This is a genomic window from Streptoalloteichus hindustanus (assembly GCF_900129375.1).
Taxonomy (GTDB): Bacteria; Actinomycetota; Actinomycetes; order Mycobacteriales; family Pseudonocardiaceae; genus Streptoalloteichus; species Streptoalloteichus hindustanus.
The window spans coordinates 68152-80094 of record NZ_FQVN01000009.1 but is presented as its reverse complement, the minus strand read 5'-3'; the positions used below and the strand labels follow the sequence as shown (position 1 = coordinate 80094).

Sequence of the window (11943 nt, the reverse complement as noted above, 5' to 3'; positions counted from 1 at the left end):
TGGGCGGGGCCGCTCACCGCCGGGCATAGCATCGCGGATGCCCACGTGCCGCGCCGCGTGGCGCGCTTCGCATCCGCCACCTGTGAGCAGGAGGACGTCGAGTGCCCACCGAAGTCGCCCCGGTGCCGCGCAGCGTGCGCGCGGCCGGCGCGTTGACCGGCCTGCAGGGAGTCGCCGGCGTGGGATACGCCGTCGCGCTCGCCACCCAGAGCGGTCACGAGCACGGCCCCTACAACGCGCTCGGCACCGCGGCCTACTTCCTGGTCCTGAGCGCGGGCGTGCTCGCCGCGAGCGTCGGCCTCCTGCGGGGCCGCCGGTGGGCGCGCACGCCGGCGTTGTTCGTCCAACTCGTGCTGCTCGGCGTGGCCTGGTACGCGTTCGGGTCGGCGGGGCAGCAACTCGCGGGTGTCGCGGTGGCCGCGTTCTGCCTGGCGATCATCGTCCTGCTGTTCACCACCCACGCCAGGGCGTGGGCCGTGGGCGCGGGGCCCTACGACCCGGACGCGCCCAACCAGGACTGAGCCGGAGGAACGCCTCCTGAAGAACGCCGAGGGGCGTGGCCGTCGCCGGCCACGCCCCTCGGTCATGTCACTGTCAGGTGATGATGTCGTTGATCTCCCAGCCCCAGCCGACCAGCACTCGCGGGGAGAACGTCGCGGTGCCGTTGAGCGACCCGCTGTGCGGGTAGACGTACAGCTTGCCGTCCTTCATCCGGGCGATGAGGTCCTCGTACCCGTCCTTGTTGACGTCGGCGATCAGCACGGTGTCGGCGATGTCCCAGCCCCAGCCGGTGACCACGGGCTGCGTTGCCTCGGCCGCGGCGGCGCTTCGCGCGGTCTGTCCCGCGTTGGGGATCTTGCCCAGCTTCGGCTTCGGTGCGGTCCGCTGCTCGCCGGTCCGCTGCTCACCGGTCCGGGGCTCCCCCGGGGTGACGAACATCGTGTACCCGTCGTGCGCGATCATGTCGAGGTGGCCGTCGCGGTTGAGGTCGGAGAACTGGAACCAGCGCAGGCCCTGCCAGTTCTGCGTGATCGGCTTGCCGGGGTTGGCGAACATGCCGGTGTCCAACGAGCCGGTGTTCCGGTAGGCGTAGAGATCGCCGGTGCCGGCGCGGCGGGCGAAGACGTCCTCCCGACCGTCACCGTCGATGTCGACGAAGGTCAGCAGGTCGTTGATGTTCCAGTGCGTGCCGATCAGGATCTTCGTCGTGTAGATGGACGAACCCCTGGTGGCGCCGCTGTGCAGGTAGGCGTAGAGCTCGCCGGACTTCGTCCTGGCGACGATGTCCTTCCGTTGGTCGCCGTTGACGTCGGCCGTGCCGATCCAGTCCATCCCGTCCCAGCCCCAGCCGGCGGTGAACGCGGACGGGAACGTGTCGGTTCCGGAGAACCGGCCGGAGTGCGGGTAGACCATCAGGCGACCGCTGCTCTTGTTGCGGGCCACCAGGTCCGGCCAGCCGTCCAGCGTGATGTCCGCCGCGCGGCCACCCGAGTTGATCGGGTCCGCGGCGCCGGTGCCGGCCGCGCCCAACAGCACCACGCCGGCGACCGCCGTTGCGGTGGCCGCGCGGAGAAGTCTTCGTGCGGTGGAGCCGATCCCCCTGCCGAGGCTCATGCTCGTCCCTTCCTGAGGTGACAACGACAAGATCAACCTTGGCGGTGTCTGTCACCACCCGGCAAGGCAATTGCCAAACGACAGCGCGAGTTGCGACGACCGGTCGCCGGTAGGTTCCGCCGAACGATGTCCTTGCCCCGAAACGGCGGCGAGCCGGACGGCTCCTCGCAGGAGGAGCCGTCCGGCTCGTGGCGCGCCCCGCCCGGGGACGCGGAAGCGGTCAGGCGCGGCCGGCGGCGCCGAGGGCGGCCAGGGCGTCGTCGGTGACCCGATAGACCGTCCACTCGTCCATGGGCACCGCGCCGAGCGACTTGTAGAAGTTGATCGCGGGGGTGTTCCAGTCCAGCACCCACCACTCCAGGCGCGAGTAGCCCCGCCGCACGCACTCCTCGGCCAGCTCGGTCAGCAGGGCCCTGCCCAACCCCGACCCCCGCTGGTCCGGTCGGACGTACAGGTCCTCCAGGTAGATGCCGTGCGTGCCGCGCCAGGTGGAGAAGTTTAGGAACCACAGGGCGAAACCGACGACCTCGCCGTCGACCTCGGCCACGTGCCCGAACAACGCCGGGCGCTCGCCGAACAGGGCCGCGCGCAGCTGGTCGGGCGTCAGGTGGCACTCGTGGCGCGCCCGCTCGTACTCGGCCAGGTCGTAGACCAGCTCGACGACCCGCTCCACGTCCGACTCGCGCACGGGGCGCACTCGTGGGTCGGCCACCGGCCACCTCCTTCGGATCACCCGTTCAGACGAGTCCCCATGGTGGCACGTTCAGCCGGCGGACCTGCGGCACGCCCCGCTCGTGGCCGAGCACGACGATGCCCGCCGCCTCCAGAGCGAAGTGCACGCCCGCCGTCGCGGGCAGGCCGATCCAGCGCGCCGTCAGCACCCGGCTGAAGTGGCCGTGCCCGACCAGGACGACGTCGCCCCTGGACAGCGCGGCCCTGGCGCGGGCGAGCACGGCGTCGGCCCGGTCCGCCACCCGCGCGGGCTCCTCGCCCCCGGGCACGGGGTGCGTCCAGACCGTCCACCCGTCGACCGTCCGACGGATCTCCGGGGTGGTGAGCCCCTCGTACTCGCCGTAGTTCCACTCGGCGAGCTCGTCGGTCACCTCGTCCGGGGTGAGGCCGGCCAGTTCGGCGGTCCGCAACGCGCGTCGCCGCGGACTGGACAGCACCAGGGCCGGCCGTTCGTCGGTGCCGCGGAGCCGGGCCAGGACCGCGCCGGCCGCCCTGGCGACGCGCTCCCCGTCGCCGGTCAGCGGCACGTCGGTGTAGCTGGTGTGCTTGCCCGTCGCCGACCACTCCGTCTCGCCGTGCCGGATGAGGTAGACCGCCGGTTCCCTGTCCGCTGCCACCCCTTGATCGTAAGTTGGCCTCGCGGGCCCGACCCGGCCCGGTGGCCACCACATCGGCTGACATCCGGGATGGCCGGGGCCAGCCGGGGTACCAGCGAGGTATGGCTGTGAACCCGATCCAGGTCCAGAAGTTCCTCGGTGGGATCGACTACCCGGCGACCAAGGACGAGGTCGTGCGCACCGCCGAGTCGCACGGCGCCGACGAGGACGTCCTCAACACCTTGCGCAACCTGTCCCGTGACAACTTCAACTCGCCGAACGACATCAGTGAGGCGATCGGCGAGCAGAAGTAGCGGTCGCGGCGTCGGCCAGGCGCGGAGCCGGACACGGCAACGGCCGGCGGTGCCGGGTCGGGAGTCCCACCCGACCCGGCACCGCCGGCCGTCCGCGTACGTGTCGCTGTCAGCCCGCCGGTCGCCTGGGATGGCGCCGGCGGGTGTCAGCGGACGCCGGGGGACTTGCGACCACCCGCGGGCGGTCGACCCCGACGCCGTGACCTCACGCCTGCTTGGTCTCCCAGAAGATCTTGTCGATCTCGGCGATCAGGTCGAGCAGCTCCTGTCCCTTGGCGGGGTCCATCGAGCCCTTGACGCCCGAGGCGCCGGCGGTCTTGGTCGCCTTGTTGAACAGGTCGTGCAGCTGCGGGTACTTCTCGAAGTGCGGCGCCTTGAAGTAGTCGGTCCACAGCACCCACAGGTGGTGCTTGACCAGCTCGGCGCGCTGCTCCTTGATGATGATCGCCCGCTGGCGGAACTCCGGGTCCTCGTTGGCCTGGTACTTCTCCTGGATGGCCTTGATGGACTCGGCCTCGATCCTGGCCTGGGCCGGGTCGTAGACGCCGCACGGGAGGTCGCAGTGCGCGGTGGCCTCCAGACGCGGACCGAGGACGCGCGACAGCAGTCGCATCTTTCCTCCCTGACAGTGGATGCTCCGACGCGGCAGACCCTACTCCTGGATCATCGTGTCGGCAGGCGGGAGGTGATCGGTGGCACGGGAGCTGGGGCCGTGGCCGGTGCGGCGGGTGCGGGTGCGCGGACCCTCGATGGCGCCCACCCTGGCCGACGGCGACGTCGTCCTGGTCCGGCCCGACGGTGTCGTCCGACCAGGTGACGTGGTGCTCGTGCGGTGGGTCGCGCGGCCGGGTCAGCTGTCCGTGAAGCGCGCGCTGCGCGCGGAGGCCGACGGCTGGTTCGTGGTGGGGGACAACGAGTTCGCGTCGACGGACTCGCGCGAGCTGGGCCCGGCGGTGGTGCTCGGTGTGGCGCGCTGGCGGTTGTGGCCCCGCCCGGGCCGGCTCCGGGCGGGCGGCTGACCGGGGCAGGCGCGGGGCCCTGGCCGGGCGCGGTTGATGGCCCAGCGCGACTCGTGGCCCGGGCGGCTGACGGGCTGACGGGCTACGGGCTGGCGCGGGTGGTGGGCCGGCGGCGGGCGCCGGCCCACCGGGCCTCAGGAGCGCAGCTTGTCGTAGTACGCCAGGCAGTCCTCGTAGCGGGGCAGGAGGCCGGCGTCGGCCGCCTCGGCGAGGGTGGGGGCGTGCCGGTCCTTGTCCGACAGGACCGGTTCGAGGTCCGCCGGCCAGGGCAGGCCCAGCGCGGGGTCGAGCGGGCTGATGCCGTGCTCGGCGCCCGGGTTGTAGCCCTCCGAGCACATGTAGCCCATGACGGTGTCGTCCTCCAGGGCGATGAAGGCGTGCCCCAGCCCCTCGGGGAGGTACACCGCTCGGTAGTCCACCGAGTCGAGCCGCACGGCGTCCCACCGCCCGAACGTCGGGGAGCCCACCCGGATGTCGATCACGACGTCAAGCAGCGCGCCGCGCGCGCAGTACACGTACTTGGCCTGGCCCGGGGGCACGTCGGCGAAGTGGACCCCCCGGATGGTGCCGCGCCGGGACACCGAGTGGTTGGTCTGCGCGACGCGCAGCGGGTGGCCGACGGCCGCCGCGAACGCCGACTCCTGGTACGGAGCGGTGAACACGCCGCGGTCGTCGGGGAAGGTGGCCGGGGCGAACTCGTAGGCCCCGCTGATGGTCAGTTCCCGAACCTGCACAACGGACGAGGGTAAGTCGTGTCACTCGATCGGACCTGCGGAGGGCGTCGAGCCGGCCCGGACAAGATGATCTTCGTCGGCCGGGGCGGCCGTCGCCTGCGGAAACTGACCCGCGAGTCCAACAAGCCGGACGGACGTCTTGCTAAACCGCCTCTGACCTGGGCGGAAATTCGGTCCTCATTGTGATCGGCATCGCTGACACCGGGGTGATCAACTGCCAGACTGTCCCGCACCGCAGCGTCCGTCGGCGCGTCGCCCCACCCGGGCCGCCCGTCGACCGGTTGACCTCGCCCCGCTGCGTCGGCAGGACAACGCCGGCTTGGGCGTGCTCGCCAGGACGGGACCGACCCGTCCACCCCACACCGGCAGGAGGGACGCCGTGACCACCGTGAACGACCACACCACCTCGACCGTCGAGCTCACCGACGAGGAGATCTTCCGCGCCCACGAGGGCGGCAAGCTCGGGATCGAGGTGACCACGCCGCTGACCGACCCGCGCGCGCTGTCCATCGCCTACACGCCGGGCGTGGCCAGGGTCAGCCGGGCGATCGCCGACGACGCGGCGCTCGCCGCCCGGTACACCTGGACCAACCGCCTGGTCGCGGTGGTCAGCGACGGCACTGCCGTGCTCGGTCTCGGCGACATCGGCCCGCGGGCCTCGCTGCCCGTGATGGAGGGCAAGTCCGCGCTGTTCAAGCAGTTCGGCGGGCTGGACTCCATCCCGCTCGTGCTGGACACGACCGACGTCGACGAGATCGTGGAGACGCTGGTCCGGCTGCGCCCGTCGTTCGGCGCCGTCAACCTGGAGGACATCTCCGCCCCCCGGTGCTTCGAGCTGGAGGACCGGCTGGTGGAGGCGCTGGACTGCCCGGTCATGCACGACGACCAGCACGGCACCGCGATCGTCGTGCTCGCCGCGCTCCGCGGCGCCAGCACCGTGCTCGGCCGCCAGCTCGCCGAGCTGAAGGTTGTCGTCTCCGGCGCCGGCGCCGCCGGCGTGGCCTGCGCGCGCATCCTGCTGGCCGCCGGGGTCGGCGAGGTGGTCGTGCTGGACTCGCGCGGCATCATCCACCCGGCCAGGGACGGCCTGAACCCGATCAAGGCGGAGCTGGCCGAGAGCACCAACCCGCGGCGGCTGTCCGGGGGGCCGGCCGAGGCGCTCAAGGGCGCCGACGTGTTCGTCGGCCTGTCGGCGTCGACGGTGGCCGAGGAGCTGGTCGCCAGCATGGCTCCTGGGGCGATCGTGTTCGCGCTGTCCAACCCGGACCCGGAGATCCACCCCGCCGTGGCGGCCCGGCACGCGGCCGTGGTGGCCACCGGCCGCAGCGACTTCCCCAACCAGATCAACAACGTGCTGGCGTTCCCCGGGGTGTTCCGGGGCGCGCTCGACGCCGGCGCGCGGCGGATCACCGAGCGGATGAAGCTGGCGGCGGCCGAGGCGATCGTCGGCGTGGTCGGCGACGACCTCGCCCCCGACCGCATCGTGCCGAGCCCGCTCGACCCCCGGGTCGGCCCCGCGGTCGCGGCCGCGGTCGCCCGGGCGGCGCGGGAGGACGGAGTAGCCTGAGCGGCGGTGGAATCGTTGAGATTCCATCGGCAATCTCACCGGACGGGGGACATACCCGTCACCTGAACGCCAGACTTGTCGGCACGGCCGGTCCGCAGTGGCGGGCGGTCGAGTGGGGTGTACGACGGATGGCGGGTAGGTGACCCCCGGAAGGGTGCGTGCCTACCGGTTCGGGCCCGCCGCCGGGCCCGAACCGGGGCGCACTGCTCAGGCAGCCGCCGCCCGGCCACCGCCGCCATGGTGGCCGGGAGTGGACAGGGGTGGAACGTGGCCGACCGGGTCGAGCGGACGGGAGGCGCTCCCGTGGTGGGCGACGCGGGACGAGCGGCCGGCACGCGGTGCCCCCAGAGTGGCCCCGCCCTGCCGGCGGGTCCCGCGCTGCGCTGCGACGCGCACGGCCTCGTGCTGGCCGTGACGCCGGAGTTCGCCGCGCTCGCCGGCGCGTCCGCGCCGGACCTCGTCGGAGCCAAGGTCGACGACCTGGTGGTGGGCGAGGGCGCGGAAGCGCGGTTAGTCCGCGTCGACGGCGGCGCCCTGCCCGTGCGCCTCGTGGCGTGGCCGCTCGCCGACGGCGGCCGGATCGTGTCGCTGGTGGACGTCTCGGACCTGGCCAGCGCCGCCGAGGCGCTGCGGGACGAGCAGCGCCGGCTGAACGAGGTGCAGCGGGTGGCCGGGATCGGCTCCTGGGAGTTCGACCCGGCCACCGGGGAGACGTTCTGGTCGCCGAGCCACTACGAGCTGCTCGGGCTGGAGCCGGGAACCGCGAAGCCGGGAGCCGAAACGGTCCTGACCCTGATCCACCCGGACGACCGGGAGCAGGTGCTCGCCTACTGGGCCGACCACAAGGCCAGCGGCGCGCCGATCCAGATCGAGTACCGGGTGCTGCGGCCGGACGGCGAGCTGCGCCGGATCCGGGGCGAGGCCAAGGCCAAGCGCGACGCCAGGGGCGAGATCGTCCGCATCACCGGCTACATCAGGGACATCACCGACCAGTGGCGGGCCGAGACCGAGCTGGCCGCCGAACGGGCCCGGCTGCTGGAGGCCCAGCGCATCGCGCGCATGGGCAGCTGGAGCTACGACGTGGCCACCGGTGTGGTGCGCCGCAGCGAGGCGTTGAGCGAGCTGTACGCCGAGGGCGGTTCCGACGGCGACTTCGGGGACCTGTTGTTCGGCGTGCACCCCGACGACCGGTCCCGGATCGCCGCGCTGCGGGACCAGCTCCTGCGGGGACCGCACGGCAAGACGGTCGAGGTCGAGGTCCGGGGGGTGCGCGGCGAGCAGGTCTACGTCGGGCGGGCGCGGGCCGAGCAGGGGCCGAACGGCGAGATCGCCTGGCTGCAGGGCACCATCCAGGACGTCACCGAGCAACGCGCGTTGGAGCGCCAGCTCCGGGAGGAGCGGCGGCGGCTCAACGACGCGCAGCGGGTCGCTCGCCTGGGCACGTGGGAGTGGGACCCCGACACCGACGAGACCGCGTGGTCGGACATGCTGCACGAGCTCTACGGGGTGTCCCTCGCGGAGCGCACCACCTACCAGACCTACCTCTCCCTGGTGCACCCCGACGACCGGGACTGGGTGGACGAGAAGTGGTGGCAGCTCCGCCAGGATCACCGGTCGGTCGTGTGCGAGCACCGCATCGTGCGGCGGGACGGGGCGGTGCGGGTGTTCCGGTGCCACGGCGCGGCGGTGCGCGGCCCGGACGGCCGCGTGCTCCTGGTCGGCACCGCGCAGGACGTCACCGAGCAGCGGGCCACCGAGACCCGCATGGAGCGCTCCAGCCAGCGGTTCACCGACCTGGTGTCGATCACGCCGGTGGGGATCGGCCTGTTCGACGACAACGAGCGCCTGGTCGACGCCAACGACGCGTTGTGCGAACTGCTCGGCTACGACCTGGACCAGCTTCGGGGGATGACCGCCGAACAGCTCACGCACCCCGACGAGCGGGCGGAGCGCCGCCGGTCGGCTTCCCGCATCAACGCGGGGCAGGACCGCAGTTACCGCATCCCGCAACGGATGTTGATGCGCGCTGACGGCGAACCGGTGTACTGCGAGCTGCACATCGCGGTGTCGGTGCAGGACGACGGTCGCCGTTTCTGGTTGGTGGTGCACCAGGACATCACCGAGCGGCGGCGCGCGGCGGAGGCGCTCCGACACCAGGCGACGCACGACGACCTCACCGGGCTGCCCAACCGCGCCGCCGTCAAGGAACTCCTCGGCCGGCTGCTGCACGCCGACGAGTCGAAGGTCGCCGTGTTGTTCTGCGACATCGACAACTTCAAGCGGGTCAACGACTCCCTGGGGCACGACGCCGGCGACGAGCTGCTGGTGGCGTTGGCGCGTCGGTTGGAGAGCGGCCTGCCGGAGGGGTGCACCGCCGCCCGGCTCTCCGGCGACGAGTACGTGATCATCTGCTCGGACGTCGACCGGGTCGGCGGGGTGGAGGCGTTGGCGCGGAAGGTGGCCAGCCTGCTGCGGACCGCCGTGCCCGTGCACGGCCAGCTCGTCCGCGTCTCGGCGGCCATCGGCGCGGCGGTGCCCAACGGGTCCCGGCCCGCCGGCGCGGACCTGCTGCGGTTCGCCGACGCGGCCATGTTCGAGGCGAAGCGGCGCGGAGCCGGCAAGGTGTCGCTGGCCAGCGCGGCGCTGATGGCCAGCGCCGACCGGCAGGTGCACCTGGAGGGCCAGCTCAGGGACGCCCTGGCCAGGGACGGCCTGGTGCTGCACTTCCAGCCGGTGGTGGGGGTGGACGGCGCGGTGCTCACGGCCGAGGCGCTGGTCCGGTGGCCGCACTCCGACCGGGGCCTGCTCGCGCCGGACGTCTTCCTGCCCGTGGCCGAGCAGGGCGACCTGTTGCGCGAGCTGGACCGGTGGGTGCTGCGGACCGCGTTGCGGGAGGCGGCGAGGTGGCCGCAGCAGGACGGCCGGCCGGTGGGTGTCGCGGTGAACCTGGCCGGCCTGGTGCCCGGCGACCCCGACTTCGTGGACGCGGTGTGCACGGCGGTCATCGAGAGCGGTGTCGCCTTCGACCGGGTGGTGCTGGAACTGGTCGAGACCGCGTTGGTGGACCTGCCGTCGCGGACCAGGGCGCAGATGGCGGAGCTGGTGGAGCGCGGCGTTCGGTTCGCCGTCGACGACTTCGGCACGGGCTACTCGTCGCTGGCCCGGCTCAAGGAGCTGCCCGCGCAGATCGTCAAGGTGGACCGGCGGTTCGTCTCGGGGGTCGGCAACGACCCGGCGGACCTCGCGGTCGCCAAGGCCGTGGTCGACATGGCGCGGGCGATGGGCCGGCACTGCGTGGCCGAGGGCGTCGAGACCGCGACCCAGTTCCACGTGTTGCGCGGCGTCGGGGTCGACGCGTACCAGGGTTGGCTGTTCTCCCGGCCGGTCGCCGCGCGCGAGTTCCGCTCCCTGCTGGGGATGGGCTCCCTGCACGTCCCCCGCGCCCGCTGACGCCCCGACCGCCGAGAACTCCCACCCCTGGCCGGGGACAGCCCCCACCCGTCCCGGGGGGCGAGCCCCGCTCCAGCCTATCGGCGAACGACGGGGCGCCACCAGACCACGACTGTCCCCTGTGGACAACTCACGAGGCTGTGGACAACACCGTCCACAAAGGAGTGGGGATTTCGCCCTCGCGAGGGATTTTCCTCGCGAGGGCTTGCACGAAGGACCTCGGCTCTAGCCAGCCTGGGAGTCGCGCACCGCGGCGAGCGCCGCGCCCAGGCGGTGGCGGGGCAGGTCGACGAGGCGCACCGCGAGCTCGTGCGCCCGCAGCCCCGCGGCCTCGCTCGCCGCCGCGATGCGGTCCCTGGCCGCGTTCTTGGTCAGCGCGCCGCCGGACGCGGCGACCAGCGCTTCCCGCCAGATGTTGCCGATCTTGCCGTGCGCCCGGTCGAGCAGGTGGCGCACCACCCGGTCCGCCGGGGCCAGCGACTCGACCGGAACCTCCTCCGCCACGACCACCGCCGACTTCGGCTCGGGCGTGCTCCGCAGGTACCGCAGCCGGAACTTCGCCGCCAGCGGCGCGGCCAGCGCGTGCTGTCCCTGCTCGTTGGCCAGGTCCGGATGGCTGTTGCCCACCAGCACGGCCACGCGGCGCGCGTTCGACGCGAGAAGCGTGCGCAGCAACCACGGCCCGGGGTCGGCCGAGGCGTCCACCGCGAGGGCCTGGCCGGCCGGCACGGTCAACGGTTTGTCCCAGCCCGGCCCGCGCACGCCCTCCACGCGGTGCTCCGCCGCCGCCGCGATCCGGACCAACTCGGCCCGCGCCCGCTCACCGGCCGCGCCCGCGCCCTCCACGGACTGCGGGCCGTGCGTGTAGATGGCCACCTGCGGGCGCTCCGCGAGCTTGCGGCTGCGCGCGGTCGGCTGGCAGACGTAGAGCGAGCTGGCGCTGCCCACCGCCTGCGCGCCCTGGTAGCGGTCGAAGGCGGGGAGGACGGCTTCGAACACCAGCCCAAGCCGCTGGAGTTCCTGCTGCACCTTGAGCCCCAACGCCGGAGCGCGGTCGGAGTAGCCGTAGACCAGCGCGAGGCGGCCCAGCTCCGGCTCCCGCAGCGCGGACAGCCCGCGCGCGGCGAACAACCCCATGCCCTCGGGCGTGTAGGGCGGGTCGCTGAACACGAGGTCGGCCCACTCGGTCGCCGCCGGTGGCAGGCCGAACCGCAGATCGGCGTGCAGGCAACGGATGTCGTAGCCGCGCTCCCTCGCGATGCGGTCCACGAACTCCAGCACGCGCTCGTCGAGGTCGACGACCGTGACCGACAGCCCGGGCGCCACGGCGCACGCGGCCAACGAGGTCAGGTCGTGGTCGCCGAGCAGGAGCAGCCGGGCGCCGTCCAGGTCGTAGTTCTCGGCCAGCCACAAAGCCCGCCGCAGCACCGATTCCGGCGTCGCCTGCACGTGGTCCAGCGCGGCGAGCGGCGGCGGCACCGCCGCGACGTCGGACCGCACCCGGTCGAGCAGATCGGTGTGGGACGTCAGCGCGGCGGCCTGGTCCAGCGCGGGCAGGGCGTCGAGCGCGAACCGCGCGCGGTAGGCCTCGGCCCGCGCCGGAGCCAACCGCCACCGGTCACCCCGCTGTTCCACGTCGTCACCCAGAACGGCGAGCAGTTCCTCCACGGTGCGGCGGGGAACGGCTGGGATGCGCACCAACTCGTCGAGGGCGCGCCACTCCTGCGTGAGCAGGGCCACCACGTGTCGGAGCCGCCGGCCGTGGACCCGGGCGGCAGCGATGTGCGTTGCCACGTTCTCAAGCGAATCAGCGCTGCTCACAAGCACTTGACCCTACGGGGTGGCCGCCAGGGCGCCGGATCGGGGCGGGGTGGCTAAGCGCGTGCCGTTGTCAGCCATCCGGGCTAAGGTCGACCC

General features: G+C 73.0%; 11 protein-coding genes. 5 read left to right on the top strand and 6 right to left on the bottom strand.

Translation table 11 applies throughout. The annotated features are described in order from the left end of the window. Positions 1 to 101 precede the first annotated feature (101 nt). Entirely contained in the window at positions 102 to 521 is a 420-nt protein-coding gene (locus BUE43_RS25020; RefSeq protein ID WP_073487662.1) for a hypothetical protein, read from the top strand. Between the two features lie 73 nt (positions 522 to 594). Here BUE43_RS25020 and BUE43_RS25015 read toward each other — a convergent pair whose 3' ends face one another. The 3 genes from BUE43_RS25015 to BUE43_RS25005 all read right to left on the bottom strand — a co-directional run bounded on the left by BUE43_RS25015 (position 595) and on the right by BUE43_RS25005 (position 2963). Beyond that, a complete protein-coding gene (locus BUE43_RS25015; RefSeq protein ID WP_073487659.1) occupies positions 595 to 1614 on the bottom strand; it encodes an FG-GAP repeat domain-containing protein in 1020 nt (339 codons plus the stop codon). A gap of 220 nt (positions 1615 to 1834) precedes the next feature. Further along, entirely contained in the window at positions 1835 to 2326 is a 492-nt protein-coding gene (locus tag BUE43_RS25010; protein WP_073487657.1) for a GNAT family N-acetyltransferase, read from the bottom strand. 25 nt (positions 2327 to 2351) lie between these two features. Then, on the bottom strand, positions 2352 to 2963 hold the full coding sequence (locus tag BUE43_RS25005) for an acid phosphatase (protein WP_073487655.1): 612 nt from the start codon (positions 2961 to 2963) through the stop codon (positions 2352 to 2354). Between the two features lie 101 nt (positions 2964 to 3064). Here BUE43_RS25005 and BUE43_RS25000 point away from each other — a divergent pair, with 101 nt between their 5' ends. Next, a complete protein-coding gene (locus BUE43_RS25000; protein ID WP_073487652.1) occupies positions 3065 to 3256 on the top strand; it encodes a DUF2795 domain-containing protein in 192 nt (63 codons plus the stop codon). Between the two features lie 205 nt (positions 3257 to 3461). Here the strand turns inward: BUE43_RS25000 and sodN are convergent, their stop codons facing one another. Further along, a complete protein-coding gene (sodN, locus tag BUE43_RS24995; protein WP_073487650.1) occupies positions 3462 to 3869 on the bottom strand; it encodes a superoxide dismutase, Ni in 408 nt (135 codons plus the stop codon). Between the two features lie 79 nt (positions 3870 to 3948). Between sodN and BUE43_RS24990 the strand changes: the two genes are divergently transcribed. Continuing rightward, positions 3949 to 4275 carry a S26 family signal peptidase gene (locus BUE43_RS24990; RefSeq protein ID WP_073487648.1) on the top strand — a complete coding sequence of 109 codons (327 nt, stop codon included), beginning with the start codon at positions 3949 to 3951 and terminating at the stop codon, positions 4273 to 4275. 134 nt (positions 4276 to 4409) lie between these two features. Here BUE43_RS24990 and BUE43_RS24985 read toward each other — a convergent pair whose 3' ends face one another. After that, positions 4410 to 5009 (bottom strand): dTDP-4-dehydrorhamnose 3,5-epimerase family protein, encoded by a 600-nt coding sequence (locus BUE43_RS24985; RefSeq protein WP_073487646.1) that lies wholly within the window; start codon positions 5007 to 5009, stop codon positions 4410 to 4412. 379 nt (positions 5010 to 5388) lie between these two features. On the opposite strand from BUE43_RS24985, the gene BUE43_RS24980 reads away from it, so the two are divergent. Both BUE43_RS24980 and BUE43_RS24975 read left to right on the top strand, forming a co-directional pair. Next, positions 5389 to 6576 carry an NAD(P)-dependent malic enzyme gene (locus BUE43_RS24980; RefSeq protein ID WP_073487644.1) on the top strand — a complete coding sequence of 396 codons (1188 nt, stop codon included), beginning with the start codon at positions 5389 to 5391 and terminating at the stop codon, positions 6574 to 6576. A gap of 267 nt (positions 6577 to 6843) precedes the next feature. Further along, the gene (locus tag BUE43_RS24975; RefSeq protein WP_234995906.1) at positions 6844 to 10026 is read left to right on the top strand and encodes a sensor domain-containing protein; all 3183 of its coding nucleotides are present in this window, start codon (positions 6844 to 6846) and stop codon (positions 10024 to 10026) included. Positions 10027 to 10251: 225 nt separating this feature from the next. On the opposite strand, the gene BUE43_RS24970 is transcribed toward BUE43_RS24975, so the two are convergent. Beyond that, positions 10252 to 11820: a bis-aminopropyl spermidine synthase family protein gene (locus BUE43_RS24970; RefSeq protein WP_234995905.1), complete on the bottom strand. Its 1569-nt coding sequence runs from the start codon at positions 11818 to 11820 to the stop codon at positions 10252 to 10254. Positions 11821 to 11943 lie beyond the last annotated feature (123 nt).